Below are 19,281 nucleotides of genomic sequence, written 5' to 3' on the forward strand. Positions count from 1 at the left end.
TTGGAAATAGATCTCGTGATGCGTGATTCGTAAAGCGTGACTGCGAGCATCTCTCACGCATCACGCGTCACGGCTCACGTTAAACGAACCAGTCGACCATCAGCAGCGCCACGAGGGCCGGGACGTAAAGCACCGACGCTTTCAGAACGCGCTTCGCCTTTTGGCCCGTACGCTCTCCGTAGAAGACAATCGTCGTCCACAGAAACCAAAGTCCCAGGGGCACAGCGCCGACCCCGTAGATCCAGCCGGCACTGCTGACCATGGTCGGAAGCACACTCAGCGGCAAGAGCAAGGCCGCAAAGCCAATCATTTGCCGGGCCGTCGAGTCGCCCTCCGGCTCCACCACAGGCAGCATAGCATAGTCGCCCCGCTCGTAGTCGTTTCGGTACATCCAGGCCAGGGACAAAAAGTGCGGCATCTGCCAGCAGGCCAGAATGCCAAAAACGGCCCACCCCCCCGCCCCGAGATGTCCCGTGGCAGCTGTGTACCCCCCAAGCGCTGGCAGTGCTCCCGGCACGGTCCCAATCAGGGTATTCCACTTCGTCACCCGCTTGAGTGGGGTATACACGAAGAGATACAATACCGCCGTGAGGGTGGCAACGACAGCCGTGATAACGTTGACGAGCGGACACAAAATCCCGACGGCCGTGCATACCATCGCAATGCCAAGCCGACGGGCCTCCGTGGGGCTCACCCGCCCCGCCGGCAACGGACGCGCCGCCGTACGCTTCATCTGCGCATCGTAGCGTCGCTCAAACAAGTGATTGAGCACGCCTACTCCCCCGGCACAAAGCGCCACCCCAAGCATGGTCCACAGCAGCGTCCAGCCATCAATCCCCGTGGGCGACCCGACCAGAAATCCGGCAAAGGCCGACATGGTGACGACGGACGAGATTTCCGGTTTGGCGAGCTCCAGGTAGTCTCGCAGCACCCCCCCTACCGATCGCTTCCCCGTCACGGTCACATCCTCAGATGCAGACACGGCCGTCACGGACGAAGACGACCGATTTGAGGAATCAGCCATGGGTCAAGCAATCGTGGAGCAAACAATGAGAAAAACGAGGGAAGCGTTACGACTCCGTACCGGCCAGTGCCGGCTCGTGAGATGTTGAATTCACAGACGGGGCTGACGATCCCTCCTCCGAAGGCCGGGCCACCAAAAGGGTCGTAACAATCGACGTTCCAAACAGCAAGGCGCCCACCACGAGATGCCCGACGGTGAGCAGGACCGAGAAGAGGCTGAGTCCACTCTGCGGCTCCGCATACAACATCACGAGCAGCGCGGCCAAGCCAAGGATAAACTGCAGTCCCATTGCCCCCAGCAGCGACCAGGCGGCTCGCCGCACCGTCGGAATGTCGTCGAAGTTCTTTTCGGCCGCGACGAAAACCGACAATACCAATCCCACCACCACAAACGCCCCGGTCACGTGGAAGGCCGTAAATCCGGGCGATACCCCCCCGCCGCTATGTCGCAGCAGGGCCCCGAGTACAATTTGCAGGTAAATCCCCCCCGTGGCGGCGTAGGCCATCCTGCGCAGCCACCGCCCCTTCGTCCCCGCCGGCAAAACGCCACGGCTCTTCCGCCACGTCTCAGTGGTAAACAGCGTCATCGCCACGAGGAGAGCAAAGAAGAGCTGCGCGACGCAGGCGTGAACGGCGGCCAGGTCGATCGACACCCAAAGGACCCGAAGCCCCCCGAGAATGCCCTGCGCAACCACGAGCACCACGGCGGCAACGCCCAGCTTGCGCATCCAGGCCCGAGGATCGGACCACCACGTCCATCCGGCCAGAACCACCGTCATCATCCCCACAAGGCTCGCAATGAGACGATGGCCGTGCTCCGCAAGATAGGCCGGCACCGCCCACCACTCGTCCACTGGGTTTAGGAGGTTATAGGACCCGAGCGACGTGGGCCAATCCGGAAATGCCATGCCGGCCCCAATGCTGGTGACGACGCCTCCCCAACTAATCAAAAGGACGGTGGTAAAAACGGTAAGCCACGAGAAGCGACGGCGCCAAGCCCAGTGCAAATCAGACGACGATGACGTAGCAGTACTCATGGAACGGGTGGTGCACCACGGAGATGACAGCGGGATTTTTCGTCTTCATTTCCACCGTTTTCTGGCACGGAAGGGGGGGCTCTCGGTTCCATGAAGCAGCCGCGAACGGAACCCGTCCGATGAGCACTGGCGATCGGTGCCTCGTACGCGTCCCGTTCTCACAACTCGCCCCTTTTTCGCTCTCCCTCCCTTGCCATGTCCACGAACGGTACTCTCATTGCCTCCATCTCCGGCGTCCGCGGCATCGTGGGCGACGGGCTCGACCCCTCCGTCCTCGTTCGATACGCCGGCGCCTACGGCTCCTGGTGCTACGAACGCGCCCAATCCGAAGAGCGTGCTCCGCTTGTGGTCGTGGGACGCGACGCACGCCCCTCGGGCGAGGCCTGTGCCCAAATCGTCATTGGGACGCTGCGCGGCATGGGCTGCGACGTGCTGGACATAGGACTGGCCTCTACCCCCACCGTGGAGATGGCCGTGCTGGACAACAACGCGGCGGGGGGCATCATCCTCTCTGCCTCTCACAATCCCGAAGAGTGGAACGCCCTGAAGCTGCTCAACGAAAAGGGGGAGTTTCTGACCCCGGAGCAGGGAGATACGATTATCGATCGGGCCGACGCGAGCGACGCCTCTCCGGTGCGGTACGGCGACCTGGGCAGCTACACCACACGGGACGCGCTCCCCGATCACATCGACGCCATCCTGGCACTTGATCTCATCGATCCTCAGAAGATTGCCGCGACGAATCTCTCGGTCGTCGTCGATGGCATCAACTCCGTAGGAGGCATTGCGTTGCCGCGCCTGCTTCACCGCCTCGGCGTGGCGGAGGACAACGTCCATTGTCTTAACTGCGAGCCTACGGGCCAGTTTGCCCACCCGGCTGAGCCGCGACCCGCGCACCTCACAGAGCTCACGAACGCTGTGCCGGAACTCGGTGCCGACCTGGGCCTCGCCGTGGACCCGGACGCCGACCGGCTTGCCCTCGTGGACGATCAGGGGCGGTTCGTGCTCGAGGAGCTTACGCAGGTTCTTGCCGCCGACTTTCTCTGGCAGCACCGCAAGGGGCCATTCGTCACCAACCTCTCCTCCTCCCGCGCCATTGAGGATGTGGCCGCCAAGCACGACCAGTCCGTCTACCGCTCGGCCGTCGGCGAAATCAACGTCGTGCAGCGCATGTACGAGGTCGACGCCGTACTTGGGGGCGAGGGTAACGGCGGCGTCATCGTTCCCGACCTCCACTATGGTCGCGATGCACTGGCCGGCACTGCTTTTGTCCTTCAGCACCTGGCCGAGACGGGGCAGCCCCTGAGCGCCCTCCACGATGCGCTGCCGCACTACGCCATGGTGAAGGACAAGCTGCCCCTTCCCGACCTTCCCCCCGAACGGCTCCTCACGGAACTGGGCCACGAATACGAGGAAGCCGACACATCTACGATCGATGGGCTCAAAATTAACTTCCCCGACCGCTGGGTGCACATGCGTCCCTCCAACACCGAGCCCATCCTCCGCGTCTACGCCGAGGCCCCGACCGAGGACGAGGCCCAGGCCCTCGCCGACCGCTTCAAAACCGAGCTCCGCGATCTGATTGAAGCCCTCGAAGCGGCGTAGCGTCGTGATGCGTGAGCCGTGATCGGGGAACCGCTCTCACGCGTCACGTCCTCACGGCTCCCGACTCCCGATTCACGCATCATAGGAAAAGAAGCCCTCGCCCGTCTTGCGTCCGAGTTGGCCGGCCGTCACCTTGCGGCGAAGGAGGGGACACGGACGATACTTGTCGTCTCCCAGCTCCTCGTGGAGAACCTCCATGATGTGGAGACACACGTCCAGTCCAATGAAGTCGGCGAGCGTGAGCGGCCCCATCGGGTGATTCATGCCGAGCGTCATCACCGTGTCGATGTCGTCCGGGTCGGCCACGCCCTCCATCACGCAGAACACGGCCTCGTTAATCATCGGCATCAGCACACGGTTCGACACAAAGCCGGGATAGTCCTCCACCTCCACTGGCTTCTTGTCCAGTTCCTCTGCCAGTCCCGACACGGTGTCGAACGTGGCCTCGCTCGTCCGCTGGCCGCGCACCACTTCCACCAGGGTCATGACAGGCACAGGATTGAAGAAGTGCATCCCGATCACCCGCGCCGGCCGCTCGGTCTGCGCCGCAATCCAGGTGATGGAAATCGAGGAGGTGTTGGAGGCGAGAATGGCGTCATCGGGCGCGTGGCGGTCGAGCGTGCCAAAGATCTCGGCCTTCAGCTCCTGCTCCTCCGGCACGGCCTCCACCGCAAGCCCCACGTCGGCGACCCCTTCCGCCGTGTCGGTGGTGGTCTGCAGCCGATCCAGTGCCTCCTCCCGTTCGCCCGATCCAATCTTGTCCTTATCCACCTGTCGATTCAGATTCTCCTCTATGGTCGTCACGGCGGCGTCGAGCCGGTCCTGATCAACGTCAATGAGGGTCACGTCGTGGCCGTGCAGGGCAAACACGTGGGCAATGCCGTTTCCCATCGTGCCGGCACCTACGACGGCGGTCTGTTGAATGCGAGACATGGATACAATCAGAAAGAGCTGTGTGTGAGAGAATCGCGTGTACCGAAAGAAAAGAAAGCGCTTCCGTCCCTGTCGACTTCCGCGAGACGAATTTCCGGTGGGCTCTTCCGGTTCCCGGCCGCCCCCCGGCACACAGCGCCTACCGCGACAGCAAATTCGATTCGTCGGACGTACGAAGATCCTCCTCCACCTTGCGTTCGAGTCGCTGGTCGGGATTGACGTCGATCTGCTGTGCCTGTTCGACAACCGGACTGGCAGGTCCCTTCGGCGCGTGCGGGGCAGCATCGCCGGCCCGGTAGAGTTGAAGCCGGTAGGTCGGCTCCGGCATTTCCACGTCGTGCTCATCGTAGGCCTGTTTCACGAGACGAACCGCCTCGCTCTGCACCTTGTGAAAGTCGGCCTGATCCTGATCCACCCACCCGTGGAGGCGCACAATCACGGCCGAATCGCCCAGTTCCCGGACCCGAGCGAAGGGCGGCGGTTCGGCCAAAACGCCCTTCATCGCATCGAGCGTGTCGATCCCCACCTGCTGCACCTCCGTGAGGTCTTCCTCCACGCTTACCCCAACGTCGAAAGAAAAAAGCCGCTGGGCATTGAGCGTGTAGTTGGTAATTACGCTTTTGAAGACCGTAGCGTTTGGCAGGCGCACGTGGTTGCCGTCAAACGTGAGGAGAACGACCTCGCGGGCCGTGAGCCGCACGACACGGCCTTCCTGATCGGCCATCGCCACGACATCGTTCACCCGAAAGGGCTGCCGGACGCTCAGCAGGACACCGGCCAGGTAGTTTTCAATGATGTCCTGAAACGCAAAGCCAACAGCCAAGCCCGCCACTCCCGCCGTGCCGAGCAGTGCCCCCACCAGCGAGGTCACGCCCAGCAGGTCGAACGTCACGACGAGTCCCACGAGCGCCACGGCGATCTGGACAATGCGCCGCACGAGCCCCCACGCCAGCGGGCTCACGCGCATGCGCTCCGGCACGCCCCATCCCCCAATCCACCGTGCCGTGCCCATTGTGACCAGGATCACGACCAATGCCAGGAGTCCCACCGGCAGGAATTCGATGAAGGCAGTCCCATAGCTCTGCAGCCGCGAAAAGGCGGGCGTCACCCGGTCTGCGAGATCCGTCTGGGCCGACACGTCGTTTGCCACGTAGAGAACGCCGGGGAGCGACCGGGCCAGTTCCGCCGCCTCATCGGCCTGTTGAGGCTGCACTACACTTCCCTCCAGGTGCACCACGCCCTGCTGCACACGCACCTGAATGTCGCGAAAGGCCTCGATCTGGTCGTAGAGGCCTTGCAACCGCATCTCCAAAACTGCATCCGCCGAGTCGGGCGCCGTTGCGACGGGGGCCACCCTCCCCGTGTCGGCCGAAATGGACGGGGCCTGCGCCTGTACGGGACGCCCCTCCCCGAACAGAATCCCCAGGCTTACGCCAAACGCGAGGAGCACACGAAGAGAGAACGACATCAATCGAGAGGCTCAAACAAGGAGGACGCAGAGACCGCATTCTAACACGGCGTCCGCGCAGGTGCAAGTCGCGCATCCAGCTGGCCGCACACGCGACAAGACGGAGTCCACATGCCCCACCTCCGTGCGTTCTCCCGTCTACGCCCACTCCCCCTGCAGCGTGAGTACCAGCGACCGGGCGCCCCCGTTGTTTCTGTGCTCGTTCAGGTAGATGCCCTGCCACGTGCCAAAAGCCACCGCCCCATCTTGTACCGGGACGGAGAGACTCGTGTCGAGCATCGACGCCTTGATGTGGGCGGGCATGTCGTCGGGGCCCTCAATCGTATGCTGGTAGTACGGCTGATTCTCGGGCACCATCTCGTCGAAGTGCCGCTCCAGATCGCCGCGTACGGCAGGGGCCGCATTCTCATTAATGGTGAGTGAGGCCGAGGTGTGCTGGAGAAAAACGTGAAGCAGTCCCACGCGCACGTCCCGAATCTCAGGAAGCGCGGCCAAGACCTCGTCGGTCACCAAGTGAAAGCCGCGCGATTTGGGGTCCAGAGTGATCGTCCGCTGAAGCCAGTCCATACAGAAGAGCCATCGGTTATGAAGAGTCGAAGCGCTACGAACGGGGATGCACGTCTACCCAGACAGGAAAATGATCGCTGGCGGACACGGCGGTCGTATCTCGCGACACAGGGCGCCAGACCCCACTGGTATCAATCGACAGGGTGGCCGACGGTAACACGTAATCCACTCGGCTGCCCCAGCGGGCCGTATCGTTCGGATCGAGGCTGGGAAAAGCGGCCTGTCCGGCGGGGGATGCCGTCGGAGCCGGCCCGCCGTGGACGCGTCCATGGCTCACGAGCTCGCGAATAGCCTGCCGGTAGACGCCCTGATCGTCCGGATCCGCGTTGAGATCGCCCACGACCACAAACGATGCATCGTCGGCAAGGCCTCCGCTCCGGCTGGAATCGTCTTCAATGTAGGCCGCCCCGTCCAGATAATCGACCCAGAACTGAATTTCGTCGTGATTGCGACGGGCGTTGCGCTGAGCCGTCCCGTCAAAGGCCGGAGGGGTCGGATGGCTCGCCAGCACGTGAACGACGGTGCCGTCCGGCAGACGCACCGGCACGTCCCAATGACTCTTCGACGAGAGTCGAAAGGACTGCCACTCGTCCGGTGTGTACCACGGCTCCCCGCTCGCCGAATCGATGGGCTCTGCCGCATTCGGCATCTGAGACCACGGAAAGAACCGAAAGGTACGGATGGAATCGCGGAGAATCTCCAGATCGTTCCGTACGAAAAGAGCCATGCCGTACTGCCCCGGGAAGGTGCCAAAGCCCCATGCATCGTTTCCGTAGGCCCGGCCCTGGGCCGTTTGCTGCGCTACCCTCCCATTTTCGGGAGAAGGCGGCACCGTGGGGACCTCCGTCACCACCCGCCCGTCGTTGTTGAGGTCATACCCACTCGAAAGCCCCGTATTTACCGGGAGCATGACGGTCTGGTACGTGACGCCCTCCAACGTATCGGCCTGCGGCGTCGAAAGGTAGTTCTCGACGAACCGCTGTGCGTTCAAGCCCTCCGGATCCCCGCTCTCGTATCCCGGCGCCCCGGGCTGGTCGTACGTCATCTCATTTACGAGCAGAATGTCCGGCGACAAGGCCTGGATTCGAGCCGCCGCCTGTTTCAAGCGCGGATGATCCGTGCGTCTCAGGTCCTGGGTGCGCACGTCTTCAATATTGTAGGTCATCACCCGCACCGAGGCAGGGGGGACGGGCTCGTCAGTCTCCCCACACCCGCTGAGCCAAAACAGACACATCAGCAGTCCGCAGAGGATTCCAAGTGGCTGGATGTTGGTTTCTCGTAGAGGAGGTGGCAGCACAAGAAGTTTGGGATTTGCGTTTTGGCAGCGCCGAGAGGCCCATCAGCAGAGTAGCCCGCTCCAACGACGAGCCCCTCTCCTCGTTCGTACCGTTCCCTGCGAAAATGTAGAGAAGCTGAGCATCCGTTGCGAGTCTGTCGACTGAGCCCCCGCAAACCTTTTCCCGAACGACCCGTATCGTTCGGCGAGTCCTTTCAACCAAAACTGAAAATCGAAATGGACGACGCGTCTTCGCTCGTCTCGAACGGCGTCCCGTCTGCGGAAGACTCCTCTCCCTCGTCGGACGTGTCCCTCACGGTCGACCGGCCCGTGCCCACCACCCTCGACGCCATCCGCACTCCGGTCGAGGACGACCTGGAGGCCTTCCGCACGTACTTCCGCGAGGCGATGCGGAGCGACCACTTCCTGCTGGACAAAATTGTCCAGTACGTGCTGTGGCAAAAAGGCAAGCGGATCCGGCCGCTTCTCGTTCTGCTGTCGGCGAAGGCGTGCGGAGGGGCAACGACCGAAATTACGCAACGGGCCGCTGCGCTTGTGGAGCTGCTGCACACTGCAACCCTCGTGCACGACGACGTGGTGGACGATGCGGAGGAGCGGCGCGGGGTGTTCTCCATCAATGCCCTCTGGAAAAACAAAATCGCGGTGTTGATGGGGGACTTCCTACTGAGCCGCGGCCTGCTTCTCTCGCTCGATCACGACGACTACTCCATCCTCCACACCCTCTCGGATGCGGTGCGGCGGATGAGCGAGGGCGAGTTGCTGCAGATTGAAAAGTCGCGCCTGCTGGACATTGACGAGGAAACCTACTTCCGCATCATTTCCGACAAGACGGCCTCCCTCATCTCCGCCTGCACGAAAAGCGGGGCCGTGAGCGTGACGGAGGACGACGCGCTCATTGAGCGTATGGACCAGTTTGGCGAGACGCTGGGCCTGGCGTTCCAAATCCGGGACGACCTCTTCGACTTCCACATGGAGGACGCCGGAAAGCCGATCGGGATCGACGTGCAAGAAAAGAAGATGACGCTCCCTCTCATCGTGGCGCTCCGAGAGGCCGAACGGAGCGATCGGAAGCGGATCCTGAAAATCGTGGACCAGGACGAGAAGAGTCGCGAGGATCTCGAAACGGTGGCAACGTTCGTTACCGAGCACGGGGGCATCGACTACGCCCGGGATCGCATGGAGTCCCTCGCAGAAGAGGCCAAGTCTTACCTCGCTCCCCTTCCCCCGTCCGACGCCCGCGCCGCCCTGGTGGGCCTCACCGAATTTACCATTCAGCGCTCCCGCTGAGGCAATGTCGACTGTCGATTTTCGAACGGCGAATGGTTTACTTGTCCCCTGACTCGCCCCTCGCCCTTCGGAATTCGAAATTGCCACAATGCCCAACCTCCATCTCCTCGGCACCGGCGCCGCCATTAGCGACCCGCACCGCACGACCACGATGCTCGCGGTCTCGGAGGACGAGCCCCCGTATCGCACGATCGTCGTGGACTGCGGCGGCGACGTGCTTCAGCGCCTCCAGGCCTGCAATCGGCCCATCGACAGTGTCGAGGGCCTCATCGTCACGCACGCCCACATGGACCACACCAGCGGCTTTCCCCTGCTGATGGAAAAGGTGTGGCTCGACGGACGCGACCGCCCCCTGCCCGTCGTTGGGATCGAACCGGCCCTTGCTCAAGCCGACCGCCTCTGGACCGCTTACGAGCCGGTGCATGCCGACTGGGACGACCTTCCGGCCATTCACTGGCACGAGGTGGAGCAGGAGCGGAACGCGGCGGTCTGGACCAGCGATCCGTGGAGCATTACGGCGGCGCCTGTCAACCACGGCGACACGCCGAACGTGGGCCTGCGCTTCGAGCATGCGTCCGGTCGGGTTCTCGCGTATTCCTGCGACACCGCGCCCTCCGAAAATGTCGTGCACCTTGCCCAGGAGGCCGACGTGCTCGTCCACGAGGCCAACGGCACCCCGGGCGAGAACCACTCGACCACCGTCGACGCCGCCAACGCAGCCGCAGCGGCGGAGGTCGATCGCCTCCTGCTCGTTCACCTTCCGCCCGGCGATAAGAGTCGCGCCCTCAAAAAGGCCCGCGACATCTTTCCCCATACCGATCTGGGGACGGAGCTCGGCACCTACTCGTTCTAGTCCTATGGAAGAACGTAAAAGGCGACTGCGATGTAGTGGCAGATGCTGCCCACAAGCACGAAGACGTGCCAAATGGCGTGACTGTAGGGGAGAGAGTGCCAGCCGTAGAAGATAATGCCGCTCGTATACGCCAGTCCGCCCGCCACAATCAGCATGAGTCCGCCCGTCGGCAGTGCACTGCTCATCGGGTCGGCCAGAAGCACGCCCAACCACCCCATGATGAGGTAGAGCGACGTCGCGGCCGGGTGGAAGCGATGCGTGGAGAAGAGTTTAAAAAGAAGCCCGGCAATCGCAAGTCCCCACACGAGGCCGAGGACCGTCCACCCCCACCCATCATGCAATAGCACCACCGTGAACGGCGTATAGGTCCCTGCAATGAGCAGAAAGATGGCCACGTGATCCAGAATCCGCAACGTATGCTTTGTGTGCGGCGTCTGAACGCTGTGGTAGAGTGTAGAGATGGCGTAGAGAAAAACGAGCGAACCGCCGTACACCCCCGAAGCGGCCAGGTCCCAGCCGTCTCCGGCCATGCCGGAGAGAATCATGAGGGCAATCCATCCTACAACACTCAGGGCAAGCCCAATGCCGTGCGTCCATGCATTGGCCAGCTCTTCGGCATAAGACTGGCGCTTGTGCGGCGCTTTGGTCGGATCCATCATAGGGCCCGAGATTGATGACCGGGGGACGAAAGAGATTTGATCCCACCCTCTTTGTCAAAGATAAGAATCAAAACGGAAAGAACTGTTACCCTGACGTTTCCTCTTCGGTCCGTCCCCCTCACCGATTTCTAAGGCCTTTCTCTCTCCAACAGGATGCGACAAGGGAACGAACGGCACGTCTGCGCACCCTCGCAGGAGACACTCGCCTTTTCGTTCGACGATGGACGCTGCTCAAGAAGCTGACCAGTCAACCTCCACGTGTGCGGAGCCGATGCACTGTCGATTGGCGAATGTCGAATTTCGAATGACAGGAAATCGCCGGAGCTATAACGGCAAGGACAGATCTCCTCCTGCGAGAGCAAACTGTCTCGCCCGATCCATTCCCAACCCCACATTCGCAACTCGCCATTCAAACCGAGTCTATCCCCGCTGCCGGACGCGTCCGGCTGTGCGGAGTCACCCCTGCTACAATCTGTCACCCGAGGTCGTTTCTTCCTCTCGGTTTACGCCACTTTGTCGCAGGAGCCAATTGCAGCATCAACGATCACCGTCAGCGAACGGAATTCAAATCCAGACCATCCGGAACGATCGGACTGTAGCAGTCGAGACGGTAAGCGAATGTTGGCGCTACATCGCCCTCCCCCCTCCCCCTGATTCCCGCGATCGACAGTCTCCGAAGCAGTAGGCAGATCGAGGGGGGGTATCTTCGATGGTTCGAACCTGCCCCCGATTACTCCTCCATCCGAATCGGTGCGAACTCCTCAAAGAACGAGGGATCAGCCTGCTCCACCGCCTGCCGGTACTCGGGCCACTCGGTATCGAAGAAGGCATTGACTTCGTCGAGGGCGACGCGGAGGCGGTGCTCGGCGCGTTCGAGGGCAATACGCTCCGTTTCGTCCGGGCCGTCATCCTCAGTGCCGAGGTAAAAGCCCACGGTTCCGAGCCGGGCGTCTACGACTGTGGGATCGCTCCGAATGCCCTCCTCGTAGTCCTTCGGCAGAATCTCGTGACGCAGGGCGTCAACGGAGTCGGCCAGCGCCATGCCCCTCTCGCGAGCCTGCACGGCAGTTGAGTCGTCACGCCCCTCTAGTTGACCATTCACCTGCTTGATGGTCTTCTTGGCCTTTCGGAGACGATCCGCGGCCTCAGTGGCCGTTTCGATGCGGCTCATCAGACGATCATACATGGCCTGACGCGCCTCCCGCTCCTCGGGCGTCACGCCGTCAGTACGCGGATCGGGACGGACCTGGACCATCGTCGAGTCGGTATGGCCGCGATAGGAGATGTGGGCGGTGTAAGTGCCGGGGGACACCGTAGGCCCGGCGGGCTGTTCGTCCTCTTCCATCTCTTCCTTCGGAGTGCCTGGATCGCGGACGCCTTCTCGGCGCAGGCCCCACGTGGTCCGGTTGAGTCCGTCGTCGGCGGGGCCGTGAATGGTGCGGATTGTGTCACCACTGGCGTTGGTCACGCGGATGGTCGCCTCTTCTGGGGGCGTGCCTTCGATCTCGCTCGTGTCCGGCTTCACGACGGAGTAGGTGAGCATCGCCCCGTCCGGCTCGTTTTCGCCCTCAAAGACGGCTTGCCCACCGGTGTGGGCGCCCAGGTGCGTGCCCTGCTCCATCAGGTACGCCGTCGGCGCCTGAAAGACGTGCGTCGAGTCGGTCAACAGATCCGTTCCCTGTTGGGCGAGGGCCCGAAAGGGTTGAATATCGTCGAGCACGTAGGCCGCGCGGCCGAAGGTACCGATGACGAGGTCGCGCTCCCGCTTCTGAATCGCGAGGTCGCGCGTCTGAGCGGTGGGGTATCCGTGGGTCCACTGTGTCCACGAGTCGCCGCCGTCGAGGCTGAAGTAAAGGCCGAGCTGGGTTCCCAGGAACAGCAGGTCTTCCACCACCGGGTCCTGCACAATCGAGAGTGCATAGCCGTCCACGTCGTCCGGCCCCACGATTCGGGTCCACGACTGGCCGTAGTCGGTGGTGTGGTACACGTAGGGCGTCCAGTTGGCACGGCGGTGGTCGTCGAAGACGACGTACGCCTCGCCGGCGTCAAACTTCGACGCCCTCACCTGTTGGACCCACGTATGCTCGGGCACGCCCTCGATGTTGTCGATCACGTTCGTCCAGGTTTCCCCGCCGTTGCGAGTGACGTGCAGCTGCCCGTCGTCCGTGCCGGCCCAAATGACGCCTTCGCGCACGGGACTCGGAGCGATATCGAAGATGGTCGTGAAGTTCTCGGCGCCAGTCACATCGTAGGTCAGTCCGCCGCTCTTTTGCTGGCGCTGCCACTCCGCCCGGTCGGTCGTCAGGTCCGGCGAAATGGCGGTCCACGAGTTGCCCTCGTCCGTACTCCGGTGCACGTGCTGGCTTCCGTAATACACCGTGTTCGGGTCGTGGGGGCTCTGCGCCACCGCCGCGTTCCAGTTAAAGCGGAGCTGCTTCTCGGTCGGATCAATCACAGAGTCGGGCTGGGGACGCATGTACTCGAAGCCGCCCGTCTCGGCGTCATAGCGCATCAAGTTGCCGCCCTGCCACATCGAGTAGCCGTAGCGCGGATTTTCGGGATCAGGCACCACGTCAAAGCCATCGCCGAAGCCGACTTTGCTCCAGTACGCATTCCGCACGCCCCCGCTGCGGTAGACACGGTTCGGCCCCTTCCACGAGCCGTTGTCCTGCATGCCGCCATAGACGTTATAGGGGAAGGCGTTGTCGACGTTGATATGGTAGTACTGCGCGAGCGGCAGATTGTCGGGCACGCGCCAGTGCTTGCCGTAATCGTGCGAGACCGCCAGTCCTCCGTCGTTCCCCTCAATGATGAAGCTCGGGTCCGCCGGATCGATCCACATCGCGTGGTGGTCCGGGTGGATGCGGCTGTAGGAGGCCAGCGTCTCGAACGACTCGCTCCCATCCTTGCTGTAGGTAATCGTGGAGTGCAGGCTGTAGAGGCGATCCGGATTCTGCGGGTCTACGCGCAGGTCGGCGTAGTAGAAGGGCCGATCGCCGATCGTCGTGCTTGCGTTGACCTCGCGCCAGTTCGTTCCGCCGTCGTCGGACCGGAAGAGCGCGTTGTCGTCCTTCTCGACGTAGGCGTACACGCGATCCGGATTGCTGGGGGCAATGGCAAGGCCCATGCGGCCGAGCTTGGTGTCGGGAATTCCGTTGTCCTCGTCAAGCTCTGTCCAGCTCTCACCGCCGTCATGCGTCACGTAGAGGCCGGAGCCAGGGCCGCCCGACTCGAAGAACCAGGGCCAGCGGCGGTACTCCCACATCGCCACGAACAGCTTGCCGGGGTTCTCCGGATCCATGACCATGTCCGCCACGCCGGTTTTCTCGTCGACGTAGAGGATCTTGTTCCAGGTCTCGCCGCCATCGGTCGTCTTGTAGACGCCACGCTCCTCGTTGTAGCCCCACGTGGCTCCCTGCGCCCCGGCATATGCCACGTCCGGATTGTCGGGGTGCACCAGCAAGCGGTGAATGGAGCGGGTGTCTTCCAGGCCGAGGTGCGTCCACGTCTCACCGCCGTCAATGCTCTTGAAGACGCCGTGGCCGCCGGTGGCGCTGTTGCGCGGGTTGCCCTCGCCGGTCCCCACCCAGATGACATCCGGGTTCTCCGGATGCACCGTCACGTCGCCGATGGAGGTGGCAGGCTGGTCGTCGAAAATAGGGTCGAACGTGGTGCCGCCGTTGGTCGTCTTCCAGAGACCGCCGGAGCCCGTGCCGACGTACCAAACATCCTTGTCGGTGGGCGACACGTCGATCGCCGTCACGCGTCCGCTCATCCCCGCGGGCCCAATGGCACGGGGCTGAATCCCGGCGAGCTTGGTGGTGTCGAGCGACTGGGCATCGGCGGGTGGGACCGCTAGCGCGGCGAGCCCAGCCACGATCAGCGTGGTGAGCAACGACGACAGAGAGGACACTTCGAATCGCATGGGCGACAAGATCACTTCTGGAAATCGCGAAAGGCGCTCCTTCCCCCCTTCTTGGCCCCCTAACCGGTCCACAGTTAAAGGATTTGGGGATGGAATGTGAACTGGCCTTCGCCTCCCTTTCAGAAAGAAGCGGCCCCTGCAGCGAAATTTCACATCGTTCTGGTCGGACGTGTGGTCTGGTGCGCGTCTAGGAGCTGAATGGGACGGTCGGATGCAGTCGTCTTGAGAAGTGTCTTCAGCGAAAGAAAGACCCTCCCGGCCGCGATCGCTATGATCGTGGAAAGCACGACCGGCGTGCCTACCCCGTTTCTGGGCACCATTGCTACCATCAGTCTGCTAGTGAGGGATATTGGCACCATGTGCATCATGCCGGATACCGCCCCGTCACATAGTTTTGAAGTGAGTGCACCTGTGCCTGCGCGGAGTCTAGAAGGTGCTTTACACAGTCCCCAATGGACACGAGGCCAATGAGTCGGTCGCCTTCCACGACCGGCAGATGGCGACACCGAGCCTCCGTCATGAGCGACAAGCACGTTTCGACGGTTGTGTCGGAGGTTGCCGTCACAAGATCCGTCGTCATCACCTCCGCCACTGCCGTCGTCCGAGACGTGCGTCCCTGAAGCACGATGCGGCGCAGATAATCGCGCTCGGTGAAGATGCCGGCGAGCGCCTCGCCCTCCATCACGACAATCGACCCAAGGTTGTGGTCTACCATCCGCTGGATGGACTCGTACACCGACGCGGTGGGAGCCGTCCTCAGTACGAAGGTCCCTTTTCGCTTTAGGAGCTGTTGAACAGGAGTATCCATGGATCTGCCCTCCGTACGTCCTAGTGTTATAGAAACAGGTCGAACGGTACGCTCCCCCGGGCCCTCGGTTCACCCGAACCGGAAACATTCTCCAATAGAGTATGCGGCTCGGAACGGAAGACTGTAGGCCACCGGGCCTCTCCCGTCGGAAACTTTTCCGTTCCAGAAGCATTACAGGAGCTACACCACTTGTTATGACATGAAATAACAAACGACCGATTTTCATGAGCGGACTTCTCAGCGCCTCCTGGCCCTGGTACGTGGCCGGGCCGATTATTGGGCTTTTCGTTCCCCTGTTGCTATTCCTTACCGGGAAGGCGTTCGGGGTATCGTCGAGCTTGAAGCACGCCTGTGCGGCAACCGTGCCCGGACGCGCCGATTATTTCAACTATGACTGGAAGGCCAGCGGCCTCTGGAATCTAATCTTCGTGGTCGGCATTCTGCTCGGCGGCGTCGTGGCGGTGCAGTTTCTGGGCGGCGGCGGTCCCACCGGCATCTCGGCGGCAACAAAGACAGACCTTCAGGCCCTTGGGTTGACCGACTTCTCGGGATTGGTCCCGCCCGAGCTCTTTAGCTGGTCGAGCCTGACAACCCTGCCCGGCCTGGTGGCGATCGTGCTCGGCGGCTTTCTGGTAGGGTTTGGGGCGCGGTACGCCGGCGGCTGCACCTCCGGCCACGCGATCACGGGCATGGCAACGATGCAGTTGCCGTCGTTGATTGCCGTCGTCGGGTTCTTCATTGGCGGCCTGTTTACGACCTACGTCCTGTTGCCTCTGTTGCTCGGATAGTATCCGCTGCTTCCGCTCCTCGGTTCTCTTACGAAGATTCTTCTGCAGATATGTCTACCCAAACCTCCACGAGTCCATCGACCGCCCAGATGCGACTGGCCGATGCGCTGATTTATCTCGGCATGGGTACGCTCTTCGGGATTATCCTCATCAAAAGTGAGGTGGTGTCCTGGTTTCGGATTCAGGAGATGTTTCGGTTTCAGGCCTTCCACATGTACGGCATTATCGGAAGCGCCATCGTGGTCGCCGGAGCAAGCATCGCCCTCCTGCGCCGCGCCGACGCGACGACCATCCGGGGCGAGCCCATTACGATCTCGGATAAGCCCATGAACAAGGGCACAAACCAAATTCTCGGCGGCATCGTGTTCGGGCTGGGCTGGGGCCTGCTCGGTGCGTGCCCGGGCCCGATTTACGCCCTCATCGGCGCCGGCGTGACCCCGGTTGCCGTTGCCCTCTTGGGGGCGGCTGCCGGCGCGTGGACGTACGGCCACCTAAAGCCGCACCTGCCGCACTAACGGTGTCTATTGCGTATTTCGTACTGCGTATTTCGTGCAGGAGATCAGTCGTTCGGAGACACGCAATACGCAATACAAGTTGTGAGCATTCTGATCCGGCCTCAGCGCCCCACTTGAAGACACGCATACCTCTCAAACTCAGACTCCCTACCCATCATGCTATTCCGACAGATTTTTGACGAGAAGCTTGCCCAGTACGCCTACCTCATCGGGTGTCAGGAAACGGGGGAAGCGCTGCTCGTCGACCCGGAGCGCGACATTGACCAGTACCTCGACCTCGCCGAAGAGGAAGGCGTCGAAATCGTCGCGGTGACGGAAACTCACATCCACGCTGACTTCCTATCCGGCGCCCGGGAGTTTGCCGAGCGCTTCGACACGAAGCTGTATCTCTCGGACGAGGGCGACGAAAACTGGAAGTACGAGTGGGCGCAAGAGCCGAAGGTCTCCGGCGGCGCGTACGACGTGGAGTGGCTCTACGATACGGATACCTTCCACATCGGCAACATCGAAATCACGGCCGTCCACACGCCCGGCCACACGCCCGAGCACCTGTCCTTCCTCGTGACGGACAAGGGCGGCGGCGCCAACGAGTCGATGGGCATTATCACCGGCGACTTCGTGTTCGTCGGCGACCTCGGCCGGCCCGACCTCTTGGAGTCCGCCGCGAAGGTCGAAGGGGCGATGGATCCGTCGGCCCGCACGCTCTACGACTCCGTGCAACGCTTCCTCGACCTGCCCGACCACCTGCAGGTATGGCCCGCCCACGGCGCCGGCTCGGCCTGCGGGAAGGCCCTCGGCGCGGTGCCCCAATCGACGATCGGGTACGAGAAGCGGTTCAATCCGATGATCGACGCGGCTCGCCGGGACAAGGATCACTTTGTGGATGCGATTCTGGAGGACCAGCCGGAGCCGCAGATCTACTTCGCCCGCATGAAGCGGGACAACAAGGGCGGCGCCCCGGTGCTGGGCCAGCTTCCCTCCCCCCGTGCCCTCACGTCTCGTGAGCTGGAGACGGTGGCCAACGACGAGGAGGCCCTCATCGTCGACACGCGGCTGGACCGGTCGGCCTTCATGGCCCACCACATTCCGGGGTCGCTGTACGCTCCGATGAACAACACCTTCAACACGGTGATCGGATCCCTGGTCGAGGATGAGACCACGCCGATTTATCTGATCATCGACGAGGACGACGTGGAGGAGGCCGTGCGCGACCTCGTCCGCATTGGCTATGACAACGTGAAAGGCTTCGCCGACATCGAGACGCTGCAGCGCTACTTCCAGGACGACGGCGCCAGCGAAACGATCGAGGAGATCACGTTCGACGACGTCGACGCGCGGATGCAGAAGCAAGACACGGAAGTGCTCGACGTGCGGTACCGCTCGGAGTTCGACGCACGCCACGTGGACGGGGCGCTGAATGCCTCTTACACCCGCATGCCGGAGTACGAGGCGGACCTCCCGACGGACAAGACGCTGCTCGTGCACTGTGCCAGCGGTGCCCGTGCCGCCGCGGCCTCTTCGTTCCTACGACGCACTGGCCGCGACGTGGTGTACGTCAACGATGACTTCGACAACTACGAGTCGAAGCAGAAAGAAGCCGTCGCCGCGTAGCCCGGCTTTCATGCGGTGCCTCGGAGATCGGTGGGTTCCGTCCCCCACCGGTGTCCGAGGGCCGTTTTGTTTGCGTCCGCTCTTCTTCTCCCGCAACTCCTCAGTCGAATGTACTCGGCCTGGCTCGGTGCTCTGCTCGTCGGTCTCGTCCTCGGTCTTCTCGGATCGGGTGGATCGATCCTCACCGTTCCGGTGCTCGTATACCTAGTTGGGGAGCCCAATAAGCTGGCCATTGCCGAGTCGCTCGGCATCGTGACCCTCGTGAGCTTCGTCGGGGCACTCCCGTTTGCGTTTCGGCGCCAGGTGAGCTGGCGGAGCGTGGTGCTGTTCGGGGTGCCCGGCATGGTGGGGGCCTACCTGGGAGCGTATCTCTCTCAGTTTATGCCCGGCGCCCTGCAGCTGGCCATTTTCGCTGGGGTGATGCTGCTCGCCGCCGTCATGATGTTTCGTCGTCAGGCCCCCTCCTCCGACGACGCCGAGAGCCGGGCCTACTGGAAGGTGATGATCGACGGGCTGGGCGTAGGAGTGCTCACGGGCATCGTCGGGGTGGGCGGCGGCTTTCTGATCGTCCCGGCCCTGGTTCTGCTCGGGGGATTGCCGATGCACCTGGCGATTGGCACGAGCCTCCTCATCATTTCGGTGAAGAGCGTCAGCGGCTTCGTCAAATACATCGACGTGCTCGGCGGCGTCGACTCGATTCATTGGGACCTCCTGTTCATCTTCTCGGCCATCGGCATTCTGGGAAGCTTCGTGGGCGGCAAGCTCGGCGCCTACGTGCCGCAGGACCGGTTGAAACGCGGGTTTGCCGTCTTTCTCGTGGTGATGGGGGTGGTGATTCTGGGGCAGAATGTGATGACAATGATGGGGTGAGGCCCCGCCCTTGTGCTTCTATGAGACGGCCGAGG

General features: G+C 62.5%; 16 protein-coding genes. 7 read left to right on the top strand and 9 right to left on the bottom strand.

From position 1 onward, the window contains the following. Positions 1 to 79: 79 nt before the first annotated feature. Positions 80 to 1,024 carry a heme o synthase gene (gene cyoE, locus BSZ35_RS06495; RefSeq protein WP_105011675.1) on the bottom strand — a complete coding sequence of 315 codons (945 nt, stop codon included), beginning with the start codon at positions 1,022 to 1,024 and terminating at the stop codon, positions 80 to 82. Between the two features lie 46 nt (positions 1,025 to 1,070). After that, positions 1,071 to 2,060 (bottom strand): COX15/CtaA family protein, encoded by a 990-nt coding sequence (locus BSZ35_RS06500; protein WP_105011676.1) that lies wholly within the window; start codon positions 2,058 to 2,060, stop codon positions 1,071 to 1,073. 195 nt (positions 2,061 to 2,255) lie between these two features. Between BSZ35_RS06500 and glmM the strand changes: the two genes are divergently transcribed. Then, on the top strand, positions 2,256 to 3,665 hold the full coding sequence (gene glmM / locus BSZ35_RS06505) for a phosphoglucosamine mutase (protein ID WP_105011677.1): 1,410 nt from the start codon (positions 2,256 to 2,258) through the stop codon (positions 3,663 to 3,665). A 72-nt stretch (positions 3,666 to 3,737) separates the two neighbouring features. Here the strand turns inward: glmM and BSZ35_RS06510 are convergent, their stop codons facing one another. The 4 genes from BSZ35_RS06510 to BSZ35_RS06525 all read right to left on the bottom strand — a co-directional run bounded on the left by BSZ35_RS06510 (position 3,738) and on the right by BSZ35_RS06525 (position 7,867). Next, positions 3,738 to 4,598, bottom strand: coding sequence for a 3-hydroxybutyryl-CoA dehydrogenase (locus BSZ35_RS06510; protein WP_105013761.1), 861 nt, complete (start codon positions 4,596 to 4,598; stop codon positions 3,738 to 3,740). Between the two features lie 139 nt (positions 4,599 to 4,737). Beyond that, on the bottom strand, positions 4,738 to 6,066 hold the full coding sequence (locus BSZ35_RS06515) for a mechanosensitive ion channel domain-containing protein (protein WP_105011678.1): 1,329 nt from the start codon (positions 6,064 to 6,066) through the stop codon (positions 4,738 to 4,740). Positions 6,067 to 6,204: 138 nt separating this feature from the next. Continuing rightward, a complete protein-coding gene (locus BSZ35_RS06520) occupies positions 6,205 to 6,633 on the bottom strand; it encodes a secondary thiamine-phosphate synthase enzyme YjbQ (protein ID WP_105011679.1) in 429 nt (142 codons plus the stop codon). A 34-nt stretch (positions 6,634 to 6,667) separates the two neighbouring features. After that, positions 6,668 to 7,867: an endonuclease/exonuclease/phosphatase family protein gene (locus tag BSZ35_RS06525; RefSeq protein ID WP_105011680.1), complete on the bottom strand. Its 1,200-nt coding sequence runs from the start codon at positions 7,865 to 7,867 to the stop codon at positions 6,668 to 6,670. Positions 7,868 to 8,146: 279 nt separating this feature from the next. Between BSZ35_RS06525 and BSZ35_RS06530 the strand changes: the two genes are divergently transcribed. Then, positions 8,147 to 9,217, top strand: a complete 1,071-nt coding sequence (locus BSZ35_RS06530) for a polyprenyl synthetase family protein (RefSeq protein WP_105011681.1) — start codon at positions 8,147 to 8,149, stop codon at positions 9,215 to 9,217. 88 nt (positions 9,218 to 9,305) lie between these two features. Further along, on the top strand, positions 9,306 to 10,070 hold the full coding sequence (locus BSZ35_RS06535) for an MBL fold metallo-hydrolase (RefSeq protein WP_105011682.1): 765 nt from the start codon (positions 9,306 to 9,308) through the stop codon (positions 10,068 to 10,070). Positions 10,071 to 10,072: 2 nt separating this feature from the next. Here the strand turns inward: BSZ35_RS06535 and BSZ35_RS06540 are convergent, their stop codons facing one another. From BSZ35_RS06540 to BSZ35_RS06555, 3 genes are all read right to left on the bottom strand, one after another. Continuing rightward, positions 10,073 to 10,729 (bottom strand): hemolysin III family protein, encoded by a 657-nt coding sequence (locus tag BSZ35_RS06540; protein WP_105011683.1) that lies wholly within the window; start codon positions 10,727 to 10,729, stop codon positions 10,073 to 10,075. A 730-nt stretch (positions 10,730 to 11,459) separates the two neighbouring features. Next, the gene (locus BSZ35_RS06545) at positions 11,460 to 14,654 is read right to left on the bottom strand and encodes a hypothetical protein (RefSeq protein WP_105011684.1); all 3,195 of its coding nucleotides are present in this window, start codon (positions 14,652 to 14,654) and stop codon (positions 11,460 to 11,462) included. Positions 14,655 to 15,018: 364 nt separating this feature from the next. Then, entirely contained in the window at positions 15,019 to 15,462 is a 444-nt protein-coding gene (locus tag BSZ35_RS06555; protein ID WP_105011686.1) for a CBS domain-containing protein, read from the bottom strand. Positions 15,463 to 15,686: 224 nt separating this feature from the next. On the opposite strand from BSZ35_RS06555, the gene BSZ35_RS06560 reads away from it, so the two are divergent. The 4 genes from BSZ35_RS06560 (at position 15,687) to BSZ35_RS06575 (ending at position 19,246) form a co-directional block, all read left to right on the top strand. Continuing rightward, on the top strand, positions 15,687 to 16,250 hold the full coding sequence (locus BSZ35_RS06560; protein WP_105011687.1) for a YeeE/YedE thiosulfate transporter family protein: 564 nt from the start codon (positions 15,687 to 15,689) through the stop codon (positions 16,248 to 16,250). A gap of 50 nt (positions 16,251 to 16,300) precedes the next feature. After that, positions 16,301 to 16,765 (top strand): DUF6691 family protein, encoded by a 465-nt coding sequence (locus BSZ35_RS06565; protein WP_105011688.1) that lies wholly within the window; start codon positions 16,301 to 16,303, stop codon positions 16,763 to 16,765. A gap of 156 nt (positions 16,766 to 16,921) precedes the next feature. Next, the gene (locus tag BSZ35_RS06570) at positions 16,922 to 18,376 is read left to right on the top strand and encodes an MBL fold metallo-hydrolase (protein ID WP_105011689.1); all 1,455 of its coding nucleotides are present in this window, start codon (positions 16,922 to 16,924) and stop codon (positions 18,374 to 18,376) included. Between the two features lie 108 nt (positions 18,377 to 18,484). Further along, a complete protein-coding gene (locus BSZ35_RS06575) occupies positions 18,485 to 19,246 on the top strand; it encodes a sulfite exporter TauE/SafE family protein (RefSeq protein WP_105011690.1) in 762 nt (253 codons plus the stop codon). Positions 19,247 to 19,281 lie beyond the last annotated feature (35 nt).

Source organism: Salinibacter sp. 10B (genome assembly GCF_002954405.1).
Classification (GTDB): domain Bacteria; phylum Bacteroidota; class Rhodothermia; order Rhodothermales; family Salinibacteraceae; genus Salinibacter.